The 19,190-nt window shown below is 55.3% G+C and carries 17 protein-coding genes; 7 read left to right on the forward strand and 10 right to left on the reverse strand.

The genetic code is table 11. The annotated features are described in order from the left end of the window. Positions 1-19: 19 nt before the first annotated feature. The 4 genes from CU041_RS18710 to CU041_RS18725 form a co-directional block, all read right to left on the reverse strand. Entirely contained in the window at positions 20-595 is a 576-nt protein-coding gene (locus CU041_RS18710; protein ID WP_068518162.1) for a TRAP transporter small permease, read from the reverse strand. Positions 596-637: 42 nt separating this feature from the next. After that, positions 638-1,627 (reverse strand): TRAP transporter substrate-binding protein, encoded by a 990-nt coding sequence (locus tag CU041_RS18715; protein ID WP_068518161.1) that lies wholly within the window; start codon positions 1,625-1,627, stop codon positions 638-640. A gap of 312 nt (positions 1,628-1,939) precedes the next feature. Beyond that, positions 1,940-3,301 carry a sigma-54-dependent transcriptional regulator gene (locus CU041_RS18720; protein ID WP_101248035.1) on the reverse strand — a complete coding sequence of 454 codons (1,362 nt, stop codon included), beginning with the start codon at positions 3,299-3,301 and terminating at the stop codon, positions 1,940-1,942. A gap of 41 nt (positions 3,302-3,342) precedes the next feature. Further along, positions 3,343-5,391, reverse strand: a complete 2,049-nt coding sequence (locus CU041_RS18725; protein WP_101248036.1) for a sensor histidine kinase — start codon at positions 5,389-5,391, stop codon at positions 3,343-3,345. Positions 5,392-5,630: 239 nt separating this feature from the next. Between CU041_RS18725 and CU041_RS18730 the strand changes: the two genes are divergently transcribed. Both CU041_RS18730 and CU041_RS18735 read left to right on the forward strand, forming a co-directional pair. Next, positions 5,631-6,638, forward strand: a complete 1,008-nt coding sequence (locus CU041_RS18730; protein ID WP_101248037.1) for a mitochondrial fission ELM1 family protein — start codon at positions 5,631-5,633, stop codon at positions 6,636-6,638. 65 nt (positions 6,639-6,703) lie between these two features. Continuing rightward, positions 6,704-7,654, forward strand: coding sequence for an EamA family transporter (locus tag CU041_RS18735; protein WP_101248038.1), 951 nt, complete (start codon positions 6,704-6,706; stop codon positions 7,652-7,654). Here CU041_RS18735 and CU041_RS18740 read toward each other — a convergent pair. Further along, complete coding sequence (locus CU041_RS18740) at positions 7,646-8,557, reverse strand: LysR family transcriptional regulator (protein ID WP_101248039.1); 912 nt, start codon at positions 8,555-8,557, stop codon at positions 7,646-7,648. The two genes, CU041_RS18735 and CU041_RS18740, sit on opposite strands and share 9 nt — an antisense overlap. Before the next feature lie 148 nt (positions 8,558-8,705). Here CU041_RS18740 and CU041_RS18745 point away from each other — a divergent pair, with 148 nt between their 5' ends. After that, a complete protein-coding gene (locus tag CU041_RS18745; protein ID WP_101248040.1) occupies positions 8,706-9,890 on the forward strand; it encodes an MFS transporter in 1,185 nt (394 codons plus the stop codon). 93 nt (positions 9,891-9,983) lie between these two features. Further along, entirely contained in the window at positions 9,984-10,808 is an 825-nt protein-coding gene (locus CU041_RS18750) for an aldo/keto reductase (RefSeq protein ID WP_101248041.1), read from the forward strand. Positions 10,809-10,870: 62 nt separating this feature from the next. Here CU041_RS18750 and hemN read toward each other — a convergent pair whose 3' ends face one another. Next, positions 10,871-12,226, reverse strand: coding sequence for an oxygen-independent coproporphyrinogen III oxidase (gene hemN, locus CU041_RS18755; RefSeq protein ID WP_101248042.1), 1,356 nt, complete (start codon positions 12,224-12,226; stop codon positions 10,871-10,873). A gap of 91 nt (positions 12,227-12,317) precedes the next feature. Next, complete coding sequence (locus CU041_RS18760; RefSeq protein ID WP_068518152.1) at positions 12,318-12,746, reverse strand: HIT family protein; 429 nt, start codon at positions 12,744-12,746, stop codon at positions 12,318-12,320. Positions 12,747-12,937: 191 nt separating this feature from the next. On the opposite strand from CU041_RS18760, the gene CU041_RS18765 reads away from it, so the two are divergent. After that, positions 12,938-14,230: an NAD(P)/FAD-dependent oxidoreductase gene (locus tag CU041_RS18765; protein ID WP_101248074.1), complete on the forward strand. Its 1,293-nt coding sequence runs from the start codon at positions 12,938-12,940 to the stop codon at positions 14,228-14,230. Positions 14,231-14,293: 63 nt separating this feature from the next. On the opposite strand, the gene CU041_RS18770 is transcribed toward CU041_RS18765, so the two are convergent. Further along, positions 14,294-14,983 (reverse strand): FMN-dependent NADH-azoreductase, encoded by a 690-nt coding sequence (locus CU041_RS18770; RefSeq protein ID WP_101248075.1) that lies wholly within the window; start codon positions 14,981-14,983, stop codon positions 14,294-14,296. A gap of 123 nt (positions 14,984-15,106) precedes the next feature. On the opposite strand from CU041_RS18770, the gene gcvA reads away from it, so the two are divergent. Both gcvA and otnI read left to right on the forward strand, forming a co-directional pair. Further along, positions 15,107-16,000: a transcriptional regulator GcvA gene (gene gcvA, locus CU041_RS18775; RefSeq protein WP_101248043.1), complete on the forward strand. Its 894-nt coding sequence runs from the start codon at positions 15,107-15,109 to the stop codon at positions 15,998-16,000. Positions 16,001-16,081: 81 nt separating this feature from the next. Beyond that, positions 16,082-16,873 carry a 2-oxo-tetronate isomerase gene (gene otnI, locus CU041_RS18780; protein ID WP_101248044.1) on the forward strand — a complete coding sequence of 264 codons (792 nt, stop codon included), beginning with the start codon at positions 16,082-16,084 and terminating at the stop codon, positions 16,871-16,873. A gap of 19 nt (positions 16,874-16,892) precedes the next feature. On the opposite strand, the gene CU041_RS18785 is transcribed toward otnI, so the two are convergent. Together CU041_RS18785 and CU041_RS18790 are read right to left on the reverse strand one after the other, a co-directional pair. After that, positions 16,893-18,155: a glycerate kinase type-2 family protein gene (locus tag CU041_RS18785; RefSeq protein ID WP_101248045.1), complete on the reverse strand. Its 1,263-nt coding sequence runs from the start codon at positions 18,153-18,155 to the stop codon at positions 16,893-16,895. Between the two features lie 56 nt (positions 18,156-18,211). Continuing rightward, positions 18,212-18,961: a FadR/GntR family transcriptional regulator gene (locus CU041_RS18790; protein WP_068518147.1), complete on the reverse strand. Its 750-nt coding sequence runs from the start codon at positions 18,959-18,961 to the stop codon at positions 18,212-18,214. Positions 18,962-19,190 lie beyond the last annotated feature (229 nt).

Consider the following 19,190-nt stretch of genomic DNA (forward strand, 5'->3'; position numbering starts at 1 on the left):
AAAATGTCCCCCGCGCGGCTTATGCGTTTGGCTTTGACGGTGTGGCGGTTTTGTCGCCATCTGCGGCATTGCCAGCATGATTAAGCTGGTCAATGGCTTCGCGTGCTTCGTCTGCCAGGTTAAAGCCGACCTGTTTGCCGGTAATGATGCGCCAGCCCACCTGTGCCAGACGGAACGCCAGCAAAGCAGCGCCAACCGGCATGATCAGATAGACGAACCACAGCATGATCGGGCTGTCTTCGGCTTCCATTTCAAGCATGTGGTTGAAGCTGACCAGTTCCCAGCCACCAATGATCAACCAGCTTGAATACAGGATGCCCGTGGCAACAACGATCAGGCCAATCACGCGCTGAACCCGGTCCGGGAACAGGCGCACAAGCGCGTCGACACCAATGTGCGAGCCGACCTTGACCCCGTATGACATGCCAAACAGGATCAGCCAGGCAAACAGGAATTCGGTAATTTCCAGGGCCCAGGTCAGGCCGGAATTGAAGACGTAACGCATGACAACGTTAACAAAGGTCAGCGAAGTCATGGAGGCAAGCAGGAGGGCAATAATGCCCTCCTCCAGCCGGTTAACGACCGTTGAGATCATCGTAAACGGCCCTTTTCCGATAATGTTGGGAAAAAGTAAGGATCAGTTACACGCAGCAGCGGCGTCGATGATGTCCTGACCGATATCGCCAGAGAACTCATCCCAGACCGGCTTCATTGCGGTCTGCCACTTTGCGAAATCGTCTGCCGACAGCTGAAGGATTTCGGTTTCACCCGAATCAATCACTGCCTGACGCTGTTCTGCGGTCAGTTCAGCCGACAGGCCGTTTGCGTAATCGGATGCTTCGTTCATTGCCTGGGTCAGGCCGTCACGAATTTCCGGATCCAGACCTTCCCACCATTTGGTCGAGGTAACGACCATATAGTCGAGAAGACCGTGGTTGGATTCAGTGATGTAATCCTGAACTTCGAAGAATTTCTTCGAATAGATGTTCGACCAGGTGTTTTCCTGACCATCAACAACGCCGGTCTGAAGCGCGGAATAGGTTTCCGAGAACGCCATTTTCTGCGGGACGGCATCAACAGCTTCGAACTGGGCTGCGATTACGTCAGACGACTGGATACGGAATTTCTGGCCAGCGGCATCTTCGGGAACGCGCAGCGGCTTGTTCGCCGAAAGCTGTTTCAGGCCATTGTGCCAGTAACCGACACCGGTCAGACCTTTGCCAGACATGGCATTCAGCAGTTCCTGACCTTTTTCGCCATCCTGGAAGCACGAAACAGCATCCATGTCCTTGAACAGGAACGGCAGATCAAAGACCTGAAGTTTCTTGGTCCATTTGCCGAATTTGGCAAGCGACGGTGCGCCGAACTGAACATCACCACGCAGGATGGCCGGCAGAACCTTGTCGTCATCAAACAGCTGGGAGTTCGGGTAAATTTCGATTTTTACCTTGTCGCCAAGGATTTCTTCCGCACGTTTTTTGAAATATTCCGCACCCTGACCTTTCGGGGTGTTCGGTGCGACAACGTGTGCGAACTTGATGACTTCCTGTGCAGAGGCGGCATTAACACCCATAAGGGCTGCGGCGGCAACGCCTGCTGCGAGGATATGCTTGGTAATAGGACGCATTAAAGTGTCTCCCTTTACTAACTTATGCGTTTTCCCGTAAGCGCGCCTTTTGTGGCGTCGTTTTAAAACGCCTTTTGGCGCTGTGCCGTAATCAGCAAGGTACGGGCCAGTTTTCAGGGATGTTGGATAACAACGTAAAATCATACACTTGTGCAGTATTCGTCGCTGTTGCGTCGCAGCATATTCGGCTGTTTTGTTGTCGATTTCACACATGAAATCTTGTCTGATGTGTGGATGTCCGCACATTGTGGCTGCGCTGGTCTTGCGGGCAAAAGGGCAAAGAAAAAGCCCGCCGGAAGGGCGGGCTTTGGATTATTCCGATGCGCTGCGTGCGCGCCTGAATTCGGCGGGGGTTATGTCGTATTTGGTCAGCTTGTCGTAAAAGGTTTTGCGCGGTACGCCAAGGGCACTGACCGTGGCGGTGACATTGCCGCCATGTTCGCGAAGGGCCTCGGTAATCAGGCTTCGTTCAAAGGCTTCGACCTGTTGGGGCAGGGTCATGCCGTTCTGGCTGGCCATGTCATTACCGGTCGCCAGCGGATCAAGGCCAAGAACGCGCCGTTCGGCGGCGTTGCGCAATTCACGTACATTGCCCGGCCAGTCATAGGCGGTGAATTGTGCCATTTCAGCCGGGGTGACCAGCTTGACCGGGCGGTCGAACCGTTTGGCGGCATCGCGGGTGAAATGTTCGAACAACAGCGGAATGTCGTCTTTGCGTTCGCGCAATGGCGGAATATGGAGCTGTACGACATTCAGCCGGTAATAAAGATCTTCGCGGAATTCGCCGCGTGAAGATGCTTCTCTGAGGTCGGTTTTGGTTGCCGCGACAACGCGCAGGTCAATCGGCTGCACCCGGTTTGAGCCAAGCCGTTCAAGGGCGCGTTCCTGCAAGACACGCAGAAGCTTGATCTGAAGAGCAAGCGGCATGCTTTCGATTTCATCAAGGAAGATCGTGCCCTTGTCGGCAAATTCGAATTTGCCGATGCGTTTGTGGTCCGCCCCGGTAAAGGCCCCGGCTTCATGGCCAAACAGTTCCGATTCAATCAGATTTTCGGGCATGCCCCCGCAATTGACCGCAACAAACGGTCCGGGACGTCCCGACATTTCATGCAGATTGCGCGCAATCACTTCCTTGCCTGATCCGGTTTCACCATTGATCAGGACATGGGCATTGGTACTGGCGACATTGCTGATCAGGGTGCGGAGCTTTTCCATCGCCGGATTGCGCCCGATAAAGTCGGATGCATTTTTGGTATGGCGGGCCAACTCGATGCGCAGCGTCCTGTTTTCCAGGATAAGCTTGCGGTGGGCCATCGCACGTTTGGTAATGTCGATGAACAGATCCGGGGAATATGGTTTTTCGATAAAATCGAACGCGCCGTTTTGCATCGCCTTGACCGCGGTCGCGACATCGCCATGACCGGTGATCATGATGACGGGCATGTCATTATCGATCTTTTTGATTTCGCCCAGAAATTCCAGACCATCCATCTTGGGCATGCGGATGTCGGAAATAACCACCCCGGGCCAGCCTTTGCGCAATCGGGCAAGTGCGGATCCGGCATCGGCAAAGACTTCGACATGAATGTCGGCAAGTTCAAGCGTTTGCTGTGCGGCTTCACGCACATCGGCATCATCGTCAACAAACAGAACGCAATCGGCGGTGGTTGGCACTGGCGTATCCTTCGGCCCGGATCAGGGATCAGGAAACCCGGTCAAAGGTCGGCCTGATCGCTGTGCATATTAAGCATGGTCGTGGTTTGGCCGAAGTTTCTATCAGGCCCGGCGATTGCCGTCGAGAGGCTGTTTTCCGCTGTATCCTCGCCAATGCCTTCGTGGCGCAACTCGATGATAAAGGAGGACCCGCCATTTGGGCGGTTTTCCGCACGGATGGTCCCGCCAAAGCTTCGGATGATGCCATAACAGATCGAAAGCCCCAGCCCCAGGCCGTCACCAAACGGTTTGGTGGTAAAGAACGGGTCAAACAGTTTTGGCAGGTTTTCGGGCAGAATGCCGTGGCCATTATCATTGACCTTTACCAGAACGCGGTCTTCGCGTTCGGTGATTGAAATTTCGATTTTCGGGTCACTGATATTCTGGCAGGCATCGGCAGCATTGTTGATCAGGTTGATGAAAACCTGTGTCAGCTGATTGGCCTCGGCGATGACCGGGCGCACATACTCATCATGGCTCAGGGCAATGTCGGTAACACCGGCCCGACCGGTTTCAAGCACCAGGTCAATCGCCGTCTGCACCTGTTTGGGAACGTCAACCGGGTGGTTGTCCTGTTCCGGGCGTCTGGAAAACGTTTTAAGGTTGTTGGTAATCCGCCCCATGCGGTCGGTCAGTTCGGAAATGCGTTGCAGGTTGCGGGTCGCTGTTTCCTCGTTGCCGCGCGCAATGAATTTAAGGGCGTTTTCCGCATAGCTGCGAATGGCGGTCAGCGGCTGGTTTATTTCATGGGCGATCCCGGCTGACATCTGGCCAAGGGCGGCAAGTTTACTGGTCTGGACCAGTTCCGCCTGTGCTGATCGCAGGGCATCTTCGGTGCGCGATCGTTCGGTAATTTCCTGGGCCAGGCGCAAATTGGTGCTCATCAGGTCGGCCGTGCGCAGGCGAACTTGCCGTTCCAGTTCGCGTTGCGACCAGTCCCGAATTTCAAGCTGTTCCAGCATCGCGCGCCGGCGCTGTAAAATGATAAAGACAAGGCCGGTGAAAATGATATGCGCAGCCCCTCCCATCAACCCGGCACTGATCACGGAACGATCAAGCGATGACTTGTCGGTCAACAGATACATTCGCCATCCCTGAACAGGAAGCGTGCTTCCTGTCACCAGATAGGTCGTCCTGGCCGGTTCGGATTTTCCCGACGCGCTATCACCTGATGGCGTGTTTGCGACGCCGCGTGCACGCGGGGCCGGGGCATTCTGGTCGGTATTGCGATCCCCAGCGCTGCGTGGTGTTCCCCCCAGTGACAACACGCCAAGATCATCATCGGACGGCCAATGGCCCGAAAGCAACGGCATCGGCGCAAGCGGGTAATCCCCATATTTGCGCGACGCGATAATTCGCGGGCGATCCTTGGCCGCAAGACCACCAAGATCGCGAAAACGCCATTCGGGATGGGATGCAATGATCACGATGCCGTTTTCATCGGTGACCAGCACGCTTTCACTGCCGCGTGCCCAGCGCTGGACAAGTGTTTCAAGGTGGGTTTTGACCACCACGGCGCCTTCAAACGTGGTGCCGTCCGGACGCACAGGATGCGAAATATAATAGCCCGGCACGTTTGATGTGATGCCAAATGCGAAATAGTGGCCGGTCAGCCCGGCCTGGGCTTGTTGGAAATAGGGACGGAATGAAAAGTTGCGCCCGATAAAGGATGCCTGACTGTTCCAGTTGCTTGCCGCAATGGTCGTGCCGTTCTGATCCATGAAATAGATGTCGGACGCACCGCTGTCGGCTGCCAGCTTTTCAAGATAGACATTGACCGCCGCCGCATTGGCCGGGTCGGCAAACAGAGCAAGATCAAGAATGCGTTTGTCAGATGCCAGCGTGATCGGCAGATATTCGTGTTCCTTGATCGCACCCTGAAGGTTCGACCGGTACAGTTCCAGTTTGTTGCGGCCGTCTTCGGTGATGTCGACAAGTTTGGTCTCGCGCCAGAATTCCGTGACCATCCAGACCGTAATGGGCAACAAGGCAAGCAAGACGCACAGGACAATGCGCGATGTTCTTTTGACCGAAACGGATGTCCCAAGCATTCTGTCCACACTTCACTGACGGTTAAAACCCACCCTAAAGAATAGGTGGGTGGGCGCAGATTAAATTACAAAACTGTTTCGAAGCCCAGCGCCAATTTCATAACCCGGCGTCGGTGCTTGATAAAGCCGTGATCTGACGCTACCAATCATGCCAGACCATCGACGCATGCAGGATTAGCGACTATGATCTTCGGGGCCGCAATCCAATAACAATAATCAAATCAGGAAAGTCTCCCTGAATGTCCGAACAAGATACGCATCTGATCTGGGTTCTGGCCGATGACCGTGCGGGAAACATCAATCAGGCAATCGGTGTGGCCGAAGCACTGGCGCAACCCTTCAAACGTGTTGATATCGGATATACAAAACTGGCGCGCCTACCCAATATCATTCGCGGGGCGAGTTTGATCGGGGTTGATGTGCCCTCGCGCATGCGTCTGGTGGCACCCTGGCCTGATCTGGTGATTTCGGCCGGGCGGCGAACCGCACCGGTGGCAAGATGGATCAAAAAACAAAGCCGCGGCCACACCCGCATTTGTCAGATCATGCGCCCCGATAGTGGTGAAAGTGCATTTGATCTGATTGCTGTTCCGGCCCATGACCGGATGGCGCTTCGTGAAAACATCCTTGAAATTCCGGGCGCGCCGCACCGTGTTACCGAAACGCGTCTTCTGATCGAAGCTGATGCCTGGCGTCCTCATTTCAAAGGATTGCCGGCGCCGCGTTTTGCCGTGATCGTGGGGGGCAGCACAAAGAAAACCACCTTTACCCGTGATATGGCCGATGAACTGATTTCGCGTGCGATTGACGCAGCCCGCGCGGTGGATGGCAGTTTGCTGGTGACGACCAGTCGGCGCACCGGGCCGGAGAACGAAGAACTGATCGCCGAACGTCTCGCTGCGTCGGGGCTTGGCTATCATCTCCATGACTGGACGTCGCAGGATGAAAATCCCTATTTCGGGTATCTGGCCCTTGCCGATGTGCTGATTGTTACCGGCGATTCTGTTTCCATGTGTTGCGAGGCCGCGGCCGCGCCTGGCGGTGTGTATATCTATGCCCCTGATGGATTGGCATCCGAGCGCCATCAACGATTGCACCAGTCACTTTATGACGGCGATTATGCCCGGCCGATGCAAACCGGGACCGAACTTGTGCCGTTCCGCCATCCATCCTTGCAGCCCGCCCGTCTGGTTGCGCAAAGATGTCTGGAACTTCTTCGCGCAACAGAACATCAGGATTCCATATAACGCCTTGATTCTTCTATGGCCATAAGGTCTATTCGGGGTGCCCCGAACAGTCAGGATGTCTGCGAATGCCCGCCGCCAACGCCAATTCGTCCCCGACACGCCAGAATGGTGCGCCCGCACTTTTTCCCCGCCACATTGCGGTGATGGTGCTTGCCCTTGTGGCATGCAGCTTTGCCGGAAATCATGTTGCCGCCCGACTGGCATTTGAAAACGGCACGGGGCTTTTGCTGGCGGTTTTGTGCCGGTCCGGCGTTGCCTTGTTGATCCTGATTTCGATCGTGACTTTCCAGCATCATTCCATTCGCCTGCCCAAGCGGCTTGGGCGCTGGCAAGTGTTGCTGGGGGTGATGATCACGGTGCAGAGCCTGTGTCTTTATTCCGCGGTTGCCCGCGTTCCGGTGGCACTGGCGTTGCTGACGGCCAACACATTTCCGATCATTCTGGCTCTTTTGACCTGGGGGTTGGGCGGGGCACGCCCGACATTGAAGTCGGCAGCATTGATGCTTTTCATACTTTCCGGTCTTGTTCTGGCGCTTGATCTTCCGGGAATTCTCGGCGGCGGGGTGACAGTCACCGATGAATGGTGGCTTGGCATTGCCTTTGCACTGACGGCGGCAACGGCGCTGTCGGTTGCGTTTTGGGTGACCGATCACAAGCTGGCGGCACTGAACGGTTCAGTGCGTTCAATGTTCACCATGCTGGTGGTGTTTGTCGCCATGATCTTTGCCGGGTTGGGTGATGTGTTGCCGGGCGGAATGGCCTTGCCACAGGCAGGGCAAGGCTGGATCGGGCTTGCCGTACTCGTCGCCCTTTATGGCAGTGCATTCTCGGTTCTGTTCATCACTGTGCCGCGTCTGGATATGGCGCGCAATGCGTCGGTCATGAATGTCGAACCGATTGCCACATTGTTGTTTGGCTGGGTGATCCTTGATCAGATGATCGGTCCGATCCAGATGGCGGGCGGGTTGATCGTGGTCAGCGGGATTGTGATCCTGACCCTGCGCAAATCATCGTGACGGGCTTTTGCGCACACAATCGACAACAAAGTCGATAAAGGCCCGGATGCGTGTCGCCAGATGGTCGTGACCGGCCCAAACGGCATGAACGGTTTCAATGTCGTCTTTGGTCCAGTCGGCCAGGATTTCCACCAGATCCCCTTTTTCAAGCGCATGATGGACGTGGAAATTGCCAATGCGCGCAATGCCGATACCGGCCAGACACATTGATTTGACCAATGGGCCATTATTGCCAAGAAAGTCACCGGTGATCGTCTGATCAAACTGGCGTCCGGTTTGCGGATCGGTAAATGGCCAGAAATTGCGTCCCTTGATAAAATTGAAACGCAGGCAATTGTGATCGGCAAGGTCGGCAGGCGTTTGCGGGACCCCGAACTGTTCGAGATAGACCGGGGATGCGACGATCTTGCGTTTGGTTTCAAGAAGCTTGCGCGCCATCAAGCTGGAATCCGGAAGCCCGCCGGAACGAATGGCGATATCGGCCCGTTCTTCAAGCAGATCAACAATGCCGTCTGTCTGGGTCAGTTCCAGTTCGATATCGGGATATTGCCGCAAAAAGCCGGGCAGGTGGGGGATGATAAACACCTGGGCAAAGGCCACGGATGCATTGATGCTCAGTTTGCCGCGCGGGGCAGCCTGACCGCCGCCACCAATCAGGCGTTCGGTTTCATCAATCTGATCAAGGATGGTACGGGCGCGGCGCAAATACATCTCGCCTTCGGGGGTAAGCTGCAATTGCCGTGTCGAACGGACAAGAAGTCTGGTGCCAAGCCGGTCTTCGATCCGTGTGACCAGCTTGCTGACAGCGGATGGCGACATGTGCAAATCCCGCCCGGCTTGTGAAAAGCTGCCATGTTCGATGACCTTGATAAAGGTCTCCATTTCGCCCGCACGGTTGTCCAATGCATCCTCGTCTTTGAATTGAATTCAAATATGGTTGTCGCGCAATCCGGATTATCGCGCAAGGTTTTGATTGGCATAGTCACACCAAATTCCGGGGAAACCCCGATGAAACCTGTTTATCCGCGCTAAGTGCGGAAGGAGAACTTGAATGCCACTTGCCTTGTTTGCGTTGACCATCGCGGCCTATGCGATCGGAACAACGGAGTTTGTGGTTGTCGGCCTGTTGCCGACAGTTGCAAGCGATCTTGATGTGACCTTGCCGATGGCGGGGCTGATTGTCAGTGTTTATGCCCTTGGTGTGACTTTTGGTGCTCCGGTCCTGACGGCTTTGACCGGGCGCATGAACCGTAAATCCCTGATGTTGGGGCTTATGGGCCTGTTCATCATTGGCAACGGTGTTGCCGCGCTAAGCCCGAGTTATGAATTGCTTCTGGTTGCGCGGGTGATTTCGGCCTTTGCCCATGGTGTATTCTTCTCGGTCGGGGCAACCATTGCTGCCGATCTGGTTCCGGAAGACCGCCGGGCATCGGCGATTGCCATGATGTTCATGGGGCTGACCGTTGCCATCGTGACCGGTGTGCCGCTTGGCACCTTTATCGGGCAGATGTTTGGCTGGCGCGCGACCTTCTGGGGTGTTGCGCTGCTTGGTGTGATTTCCTTTGCCGGGATTGCGTTGCTGTTGCCGGGCAACCTCAAACGCGGTGAAACGGCCGGTCTTGGTGATCAGGTGCGGGTGCTTGGCAGTTCGCGGTTGCTGATTGTGTATGGCATGACGGCCCTGGGCTATGGGGGCACGTTCGTGGCCTTCACCTATCTGTCCGCGATCTTGCAGGAAATTACCGGTTTTACCGAATCATCGGTCAGTCTGATCCTGATCTTTTACGGTGTGGCGATTGCGGTCGGTAATATTGCCGGGGGCAAACTTGCCAATCGAAACCCGGTGCGCGCCCTGACCGTTCTGTTCGTGCTTCAGGCTGCGGTGCTGGTGCTGTTCAGCTTTACCGCGATTTCACCGGTTGCGACCATTGTGACCCTTGGTGCGCTTGGCTTCCTGCAATTTGCCAATGTTCCGGGCTTGCAGCTTTATGTCGTGAAACTTGCCAAACAACACCGGCCCGGCGGGGTTGATGTTGCATCCGCGCTCAATATCGCGGCCTTCAATCTTGGCATTGCGCTGGGCGCATGGATTGGCGGGCATGTTGTGGCATCCGGACTTGGACTGGCGGCAACACCGTGGATCGGGGCGATTCTTGTGGTTCTTGCCCTTGGCCTGACCGTGCTGAGCGGGTCGCTTGACCGTCGTGACGTTGCCCGTCTGCAACCGGCCGAATGATCGGCCTTTCCCAAAGAATTTTCATCGGGTCCGGAACGAAACCATCCGCGGGATGTTTCGCAGACAGACCCATAATCAACGAGGTTTGAAAACATGTTTGATGTAACGACAAATGGCGCCACCATCCCGGCATTGGGATTTGGGACATTTCGCATTTCCGAAGATGACGTGAAACGGATTGTGCCCAAGGCACTGGAAACCGGATTTCGTCATATCGATACCGCCCAGATCTATGAGAACGAAGCAGCCGTTGGCGAAGCCATCGAACTGTCATCCGTCCCGCGTCAGGATATTTTCCTGACGACCAAGGTCTGGGTGTCGAATTACCGCCATGATGATTTCATCGCATCGGTTGATGAAAGCCTGAAAAAGCTGCGCACCGACTATGTCGATCTGTTGTTGCTCCATTGGCCGAACAAGGACGTGCCGCTTGCCGAACAGATTGGTGCACTGAACGATGTACGCAAAGCCGGCAAGGTACGTCATATCGGTGTCAGCAACTTTAACACCGCCCTGATGAACGAAGCAGTCGCCCTGTCCGATGCGCCGATTGTCACCAACCAGATCGAATATCATCCCTTCATCGATCAGTCGGTGGTCATGGAAACCGCGAACAAGCTTGGCATGTCTTTGACAAGCTATTTTGCGATGGCCGATGGCAAGGTGTTTGAAAACGATACCCTTGAGGCGATTGCCGCAGACCAGGGAAAATCCGTGGCCCAGATCGTCTTGCGCTGGGTGATTGAACAAAACAACGTCATCGCCCTGTCAAAAACCGTCGGGGAAAAGCGCCTGGTTGAGAATTTCGATATCTTTGATTTCGAACTGACCGGTGAACAGATGCAGGCCATCCATGACCTTGCCGATGAAAACGGCCGGATCGTAAGCCCGGATGGGCTGGCCCCGGACTGGGACTGATCGCAAGGCACCATTCCACGAAAAAGGGGCCAAATGGCCCCTTTTTTACGCGATATGTTCGGTCAGACAGCCTGTGAATGGCGCCCATGCGCAGGGTCAAGATAGATATCGAAGGCCGCACAGATCGCACGCACCAACGGGCGCCCGGTTTCGGTCAAAATAATGTTATGGCCGTTAACTTTGACGATGTTGTCCGAACTCATTGCGTCGATGCGATCAAGTTCCGGGCGGAACCGGTCGGCTGATGTCTGAAAACGGGCGCATACATCATCAAGATCGACTGAAAGATTGCACATCAATTCGTTGATGATTTCGCGGCGCAGCGTGTCTTCGTCGCTTAATGCGACGCCTTTTTCAATCGCGCACATTCCGGCCTCGATACTGCGTTGCCAGCGCGCCAGTGCCGGATCATTTTGCGCATATCCTTGTGGCAGCGACGAAATCGCCGATGGACCAAACCCGATCAGGGCTTCGGCCCGATCAGTTGTATATCCCTGAAAATTGCGGTGCAATTCACCATTGCGAAGTGCAACAGCCATGCTGTCGGCTTCATGGGCGAAATGATCAAGCCCGATGGCGATATATCCATGGGCCGATAGCCGGTTCTGGATTTCTTCATACTGCGCCCAGCGTTCCTGTGTGTCGGGCAGAACTTCGGTCGGGATCAGTTGCTGGTGCTTTTTCATCCATGGCACATGGGCATATCCGAAAACCGACAGCCGGTCAGGGCGCAGCGATACGGTCTGATCAACCGTGTCACGCAATGTATCAATCGTCTGATGGGGCAGGCCATACATCAGATCAACATTGATGCCCGTAATCCCGCGATCCCGAAGCCCGTCAATCACATCACGGACCAGATCAATGCTTTGAATGCGGTTGACTGCCCGTTGGACGTCGTCATGAAAATCCTGAATACCGATGCTTGCACGGTTAAAGCCGCATTCGACCATGGCATCCATGAAGTCGGCCGTTGCGGTGCGCGGATCCATTTCAATGGCAATTTCGGCATCGGGCAACAGATCCAGACGACTGCTGATCGCAGCCATGATCGTGCGCAGGTCATCGGCCTTTAGGATGGTCGGGCTGCCGCCGCCGAAATGGATATGGGAAACGACAAATCGCTGACCCTTTGGCAGCTTGCCAAGCGTGCTTTCAATTTCACCAAGCAGGGCCCCGACATAGCCGGTGACCGGCTTGTAATGTTTGGTGATCTTGGTGTTGCATCCGCAGAACCAGCACATTTCTTCGCAATAGGGAACATGCAGATACAGCGACAGCGGCTGTGCGGGATCAAGTTCCCCAAGCCAGCCTTCAAACACGGTGCCGTTGATCCCGGCATGGAAATGGGGGGCTGTCGGATAGCTGGTGTAACGCGGCAGTCGCAGATCGTATTTTTCGTAAAGAGCCAGCTGCATGACGGATATCCCGATTAATTCGTTCTATCCGTCTTTTGCATCATTCCAATCTGCGCTGCCTTGATGTGCGTCAAGCAAAGAGCATCGATGATCAAAGATGCTTGAAGGCCGAAATCAGATCGGCGCGCAATGCCGCAAGCCGGTCACGCCCGGCCTCCTCGTCATAGGGTTCGGCCGTGCCAACGCCCCAGATCGGGCCGGGCCATGCGGGGTCATCCTTGAACCGTCCGACAACATGACAATGAAGTTGCGGCACCATATTGCCCAGCATCGCGACATTTGTCTTATGCGCATCAAACCGGCGTTTGATCACCTGTGAAACGGCGGCGGCTTCATTGCCCAGCGTGATGCGGTCCTCTGGGCTCAGATCATCGTAATCAACAAGATCAGGGCGCTTGGGTACAAGGATCAACCAGGGATAACGCGCATCATTCATCAACAACACATGCGAAAGCGGGCCGTCGGTAACCAGCGTTGTATCGGCGGCAAGTTGGGGATGAAGCGAAAAGGCGTTGTTCATGTGGGCCTCTATCTTGATGACAACAGACCGTTCTTATAGCGGCAAGGTGCCTGCTTGTCTTGGGTTGCGTGTGCCGTTGATCACATTGGATTTCTTGCGCTTTCCCGATATTGTCACTAGGTCCTGATCCAGGCTTTCGCCTGGGACCGGGCCATGCCCGGCCGGTTATGGACAAAACGGAGTATGCCAGCATGTCCGATCAGAAACGTGTGGTCATTGTCGGGGCCGGATTTGGCGGAATGAGTGCCGCCAAAAAACTGGCGGGCAAGAATGTCGAAGTCGTTCTGATTGACAAGCGCAATCATCACCTGTTTCAGCCCCTGTTATATCAGGTCGCTACAGCCGATCTTTCGCCTGCTGAAATTGCCTGGCCAACCCGAAGTATCTTCAGCCACGCACCGAATGTTTCGGTTTTCATGGGCGAGGTCACCGGGATCGATTTGGCCGGGCAACGTGTTTTGTCCGGGGATCATCATCTTGAATATGATTATCTGATCCTGGCGACCGGTGCGGTCACATCCTATTTCGGCAATGACCATTGGGCGTCTTTGGCGCCTGGGCTTAAAAACATTACCGAGGCCACCGACATCCGTAAAAACCTGCTTTTGGCTTTTGAGCGTGCCGAAAACAGCGAGGATGAAGAACAGAAACGCCGTCTTCTCAATTTCGTTGTCGTGGGCGGTGGCCCGACCGGGGTCGAAATGGCCGGTGCAATCGCCGAACTGGCGAAAAAGGCCCTGACCGACGATTTCCGCCGGATTGATCCGCGTGATGCCCGTATCATTCTGGTCGAAGGCAGCGACCGGCTTCTTGGCGCATTTCCGCGCAGCCTGTCGGAATATACCCATCAATCCCTTGAAAGTCTTGGCGTTGAAGTCCGTCTTGGCAGTCCGGTTTCCGACATCACCGAACAGGGGGTTAAGATCGGTGACGAATTTATCCCGGCAGCCAATGTGATCTGGGGTGCGGGGGTTCAGGTGCCCGATCTTAAGGACTGGGTACAGAAACCCGCTGATCGTGGCGGGCGAATTATTGTTGAACCCGATCTTTCCGTGCCGGGCCATCAGAATGTTTTTGTCATCGGTGATGCGGCCCATGTGCCCTGGCGGGATGGTTTGACAGTTCCGGGAATTGCCCCGGCAGCCAAGCAACAGGGCAAGTATGTTGCGCGTCGTATTCTCGATCTGATGGACGGGCGATCAACACCGGCATTCAAATACAGCCATGCCGGTAATCTGGCGACGATCGGTCGCCACCGTGCGGTGATTGACCTTAACGGGTTCAAGCTGAAAGGCTGGCTTGCCTGGTGGTTCTGGGGGCTTGCGCATATTTACTTCCTGATCGGTATTCGGGCCCCGGCACTGGTCATGGTGCAATGGGTCTGGAGCTACCTTTTCCGCAAAAAAGGCGCGCGTCTGATTACCGGGTTGGACAAGGACAATGCCCGTGCGGTCGTGCCACCCGCCAAACAGAAAGCCGGATGATCTGGCACAACGCTGCTTGTGAATGGACCGGGCAGGGCGATCAACCGTGCCCGGTCGCGGGTTTCAGGCAGCATTTTTTGTCGCGTGTTTTCGGATCAGTTTTTCGGCAATTGCGACTGTCTCGGCCTCGGCCAGCGCGATCGACTTTTGGGTGCGGTCATCACCGAACTCGTCATATTCAATTGCGGCCCCGTATTGATCCGTGATGCCGATATATTCAAGCGGGGTAAAAATCCCGCCTTCGACAAAGTTCAGATGCGCGACCCGACCACCCGCGTCATAACCGTAATCGCCACGCGATGACAAAACGACAATCGATTTGCCGTCCGTCACCATCGGCCAATAGGGAACGCCTTCGCGGGACCGGTCAAAGCCGAATGTTTTGCCGACACGCACAATGTTGTCGACCCATGCCTTCATCTGGGCGGGCATACCGAAATTATACATCGGAACGCCCGCGACAATAATGTCGGCACCCAAAAGTTCATCGACCAAAAGGTCACTTTCACGAAGAACGTCATGCATCCAGTCTTCGCGATCATCGGGTTTGGTAAACGCTGCATGGACCCAGTCGCCTGTGACAGGTGCGGGCGGATTTGCACCGACATCACGATAAATGATCTCGTCATTGGGCCGCGCGGAACGCCAATGTTCGATGAATTTGGCGGTCAGACGGCGGCTGTGGGATCCGTGCGGTTTCTGATCGGATCGGCCGGGGCGGGCGCTGCTGTCGATATGAAGAATTCTGGTCATCGCGGTCTCCGTTCTTGATGAAATCACTTCATCTGTGATCATGTGATGACCAAGACTTGCCTTGTTTTGATGCCTCGGGCAAAATCGAATTCATCATGTTATAGATGAGTTGAATTCATCCATATGTCTTTACCGCCCCTTGCTGCCTTGCGCGCGTTCGAAGCCGCTGCACGTCATCAAAGCTTTAAAAAAGCTGCTGGCGAGATTGCCGTAACACCAACGGCCATCAGCCATCAGATACGCCTTCTTGAAGAAGCGCTGGGTGTGCGTCTGTTTGATCGCAAACCACGCCAGGTCGTATTAACCCAGGCCGGGCAGGAACTTTATCCCGTGCTTCGTGATGGCTTTGTATCCTTTGCCAATGCGGTGGATGCTATTCGTCGCCGCAAAACAGCGCGTGGTTTGACGGTTTCGGTTCTTCCGTCTTTTGCCGCCAAATGGCTGTTGCCCCGTTTGCCTGATTTTCAGAAACGCCATCCTGATATTCATCTGCGTCTTCATACCTCGGCTGCGGCAGTTGATCTTGCCAGCGGGGTGGTGGATGCCGCGATCAGATACGGGCGCGGGCCATATCCGGGGCTTGTTGCCCAAACGATGTTTCGTGAAACCTTTGCCCCGCTTTGCAGCCCGATGTTGGGCATTCAAAGCGGTGATGATCTTTGCAATGCGACCTTGCTGCATCTTGATTGGCTTAGTCCCGATGACGTGACGCCGACTTGGGAACGCTGGGCTGCGGCAAACGGGATCAAGGGGCTTAAAACATCGGGGGGCATCAGTTTTTCCGATGATACCCACGCCATTCAGGCGGCAATTGCCGGGCAGGGTGTGGTTCTTGCCAGTCCGGCAATGGCGCGCGATGAACTTGATGCCGGTCTTTTGACCATGCCCTTTGATCAACATCTGGACGGTCATCCCTATCATTTCCTGCATACCGGACGCGGTACCAACCGGGCAGAGGTCGATGCATTCGCCGACTGGATTTCAAACCAGGTCGCCACTTTGCCAACCGCATCCTGAAAATCCGCTGATTGATCATTGACCTGATCAGGCAGTTGGGAAACCATACGTGCCCGTTTCCATTCACCCGTCAGGTGCAATATGCCACGTTTTGCCGCCAATCTTTCGTTTCTGTTTGCCGATCTTCCGTTTGAAAAACGATTTGCGGCGGCGGCCGATGCAGGATTTGTCGGGGTTGAATATATCGGTGCCTATGACATGCCGTTATCGACGGTCAAATCACTGCTGACCGATAACGGCCTTGAACAGGTCTTGTTCAATCTTCCCGCCGGCAACTGGGAATCCGGTGACCGCGGCCTTGCCTGTCGTCCGGGGCGCGAAGACGAATTTCGCGATTCTGTGGTCAAGGCGCTTGATTACGCGGCGGCAACCGGCTGCAAGATGCTTCATTGCATGGCCGGTGTGATGGGGGAAAACGAAAATTCCGGCGAACTGGCGCGTCTTTATTGCGACAACCTGCTTTATGCCGCCGACCTTGCCGATCAGGCCGGGGTCGATATCCTGATCGAACCGATCAATCCGGTTGATATGCCGGGATATCTTTTGAATTCCGTCGAACAGGCCGCCGTGATCCTTGAGCAGCTGGGTCATCCGCGCCTGAAGCTGCAATTTGATATCTATCACGCGCAAATTGTCGGCGGGAATATCGCAGCCCGCCTGGACAAGCATCTTGATCGCATTGCCCATGTGCAGGTTGCCGGCGCGCCGGGCCGTCATGAACCTGATAGCGGGGAACTGAACTATCCGTTCCTGTTCTATATGCTTGATCGCATTGGCTATGACGGCTGGATCGGTTGCGAATACAAGCCGCATGGCAAAACCGAAGACGGGCTTGGCTGGGTTCGGCCATGGATGCCAAAACCCGGTGCCTGAGCCCGTCTTGTCAGGCTGGCTATTCGATCAGAATGGCCCGGAAGTCGTTGACATTGGTTAATGTCGGGCCGGTAATGATCAGATCATCAATCCGTGCAAAGGCGCTATAGGCATCGTTATTGGCAAGATATTGCCGCAAATCAACACCGGCTTTCTGTGCCTTTTGCCAGCTTGTCCCATCCATGATCGCACCGGCATTGTCTTCGCTGCCGTCAATGCCGTCGGTGTCAATGGCGATGGCGCTGAACCCCGGCTGATCGCGCAACTGGATCAGAAGCGACAGCAAAAATTCGCTGTTGCGTCCGCCGCGTCCGCCTTTGCTTCGTACTGTTACCGTTGTTTCCCCGCCCGAAAGCAGGACACAAGGTTTGGCGGCCGGTTGCCCGTGATTGGCGACCTGATGGGCGATACCGGCATGCATGATGGCGACCTCGCGCGATTCCCCTTCGATTGCATCGCCAAGGATCACCGGGTTCAGACCCATTTTGCGGGCCACTTCTGCGGCGGCTTCAAGGCTGTCTTGCGGGCGTGACAGCATGATGGTCTCATGCCCGTCAAAGCAGGGATCATCGGGTTTGACCGTTTCATCATCGGCACTGCGCAAAAGTTTTTCGGCGGCCTCGGGAATGTCGATCTGATAATGGCGGATGATATCAAGCGCGTCCTGACCCGATGTCGGGTCGGCAACGGTCGGTCCCGATGCGATGATCGCCGGATCGTCGCCGGGCACATCCGAAACCAGATAGGTTATCATGCGGGCCGGTGCGGCGGCCTTGGCAAGGCGTCCACCCTTGATCGCCGAAAGATGTTTGCGCACACAGTTCATTTCCGAAATTGTCGCACCACTGCGCAGCAATGCCTTGTTGATCGATTGCTTGTCATCAAGGGTCAGTCCCGGACCGGGCAGGGCAAGCAGGGCCGACCCGCCGCCCGAAATCATGCAGACCACCAGATCATCTGGGCCCGCCGACTGAACGATTTCAAGAATGCGTTTCGCGGCTTCTTCGCCCGCAGCATCCGGCACAGGGTGCGATGCCTCGACGATTTCAATCTTCTCACAGGGAACAGCGTGGCCATAACGCGTGACAACAAGTCCTTCAAGATCGCCTTTCCATTCCTGCTCAAAGGCGCGCGCCATGTTGGCCGATGCCTTGCCAGCACCAATGACAATGGTTTTTCCTTTGGGCGGGGATGGCATGTTGCGGGGGATCTGAACACCGGGATCAGCCGCCTTAAGGGCCGCATCCATCAAAGCCAGAAGTTTCTCGCGAGATGTCGTCATATCGGGGTTCCCTGAATGTATTTTATGATGTTTTCGGCCTTGTTTCGGGGGGGCGATCAGGTCGCCTGTTTGTCCGAAGCCGTTTTAAAGAAATCAAGCACCGCCTGAAGGTGATTGGACATTGCCTTTTCGGCGGCATCCGGGTCACGGGCGGCGATTGCTTCGATGATGTCGCGATGGTGGTCCTGAACCATACGGTCAAAGGACGGGCCGCTCATTGAATTGAAACGGATTTCAGTAAGGGCAGCCTGCAACACGTCATGAAGCATCTTCATCACGTGATAATAAATGATCGACCCGGTGGCACGTCCGATCATCATATGCAGACGATGGTCATCATCGGCGCGATATTTGGCCGCACGTCGCGGGTCATGGGCCTGACGGAAGGCCAGCCGCAACAGTTTGATATCCTCGTCACTGGCATTGATCGCCGCACGCCGTGCCGCCCATGTTTCAAGCGTGCAGCGGATTTCCTGCAAATCGCGCAGGTTATTGATCGAATCGCGCACAAGATCGGTCATCGCCGTATCCATATCGATCCCGGTCGATGACAGGATTTCGGTGCCGCCCCCCTGAACCGCGCGCAAATAGCCGCGGGTCTTAAGTTTTTGCAGGGCCGCACGTACCGAAACCCGGCTGACTTTCATGCTTTCGGCAAGCTGACGTTCACCGGGCAGGCGGTCCCCGGGCAGGAAGATACCATCGGCAATCTTTTCAAGAATTTGATCAGCAACCTGATCGGCAATCCGTTTGGGACGTTTGGCGTCCTGGTTGTCGGATGCCGGGCTTGATTTGGCAGACGGCATGTTGGGTTTACTCCAATCGTGTTCTTCGGCGCCAACGCAGGTGAAAATCGGGTTCTGACCATAATGGTCATACCACTTTACGGGATGTTGGGGGCCGACGCAAAGCGTCGATGTGTGAAGTGATGCGATATTGCAGGGCTATCTTGTCTCTTGGGCGATAAATTGATAGTTCAACAAGTGCCTGAACGATTGCCAGCACCGTTTTCTCCCTGTCTGGAACTGTTCAGCC

The sequence above is a fragment of the Thalassospira povalilytica genome (assembly GCF_002844235.1).
GTDB classification, from domain to species: domain Bacteria; phylum Pseudomonadota; class Alphaproteobacteria; order Rhodospirillales; family Thalassospiraceae; genus Thalassospira; species Thalassospira povalilytica.

Bases quoted from the DNA above. Each gene is read 5' to 3' on its own strand.
- CU041_RS18710 (WP_068518162.1), bottom strand. From the start codon at position 595: ATGATCTCAACGGTCGTTAACCGGCTGGAGGAGGGCATTATTGCCCTC.
- CU041_RS18715 (WP_068518161.1), bottom strand. From the start codon at position 1,627: ATGCGTCCTATTACCAAGCATATCCTCGCAGCAGGCGTTGCCGCCGCA.
- CU041_RS18725 (WP_101248036.1), bottom strand. From the start codon at position 5,391: ATGCTTGGGACATCCGTTTCGGTCAAAAGAACATCGCGCATTGTCCTG.
- CU041_RS18730 (WP_101248037.1), top strand. From the start codon at position 5,631: ATGTCCGAACAAGATACGCATCTGATCTGGGTTCTGGCCGATGACCGT.
- CU041_RS18735 (WP_101248038.1), top strand. From the start codon at position 6,704: ATGCCCGCCGCCAACGCCAATTCGTCCCCGACACGCCAGAATGGTGCG.
- CU041_RS18745 (WP_101248040.1), top strand. From the start codon at position 8,706: ATGCCACTTGCCTTGTTTGCGTTGACCATCGCGGCCTATGCGATCGGA.
- CU041_RS18750 (WP_101248041.1), top strand. From the start codon at position 9,984: ATGTTTGATGTAACGACAAATGGCGCCACCATCCCGGCATTGGGATTT.
- hemN (WP_101248042.1), bottom strand. From the start codon at position 12,226: ATGCAGCTGGCTCTTTACGAAAAATACGATCTGCGACTGCCGCGTTAC.
- CU041_RS18760 (WP_068518152.1), bottom strand. From the start codon at position 12,746: ATGAACAACGCCTTTTCGCTTCATCCCCAACTTGCCGCCGATACAACG.
- CU041_RS18765 (WP_101248074.1), top strand. From the start codon at position 12,938: ATGTCCGATCAGAAACGTGTGGTCATTGTCGGGGCCGGATTTGGCGGA.
- CU041_RS18770 (WP_101248075.1), bottom strand. From the start codon at position 14,983: ATGACCAGAATTCTTCATATCGACAGCAGCGCCCGCCCCGGCCGATCC.
- gcvA (WP_101248043.1), top strand. From the start codon at position 15,107: ATGTCTTTACCGCCCCTTGCTGCCTTGCGCGCGTTCGAAGCCGCTGCA.
- otnI (WP_101248044.1), top strand. From the start codon at position 16,082: ATGCCACGTTTTGCCGCCAATCTTTCGTTTCTGTTTGCCGATCTTCCG.
- CU041_RS18785 (WP_101248045.1), bottom strand. From the start codon at position 18,155: ATGACGACATCTCGCGAGAAACTTCTGGCTTTGATGGATGCGGCCCTT.
- CU041_RS18790 (WP_068518147.1), bottom strand. From the start codon at position 18,961: ATGCCGTCTGCCAAATCAAGCCCGGCATCCGACAACCAGGACGCCAAA.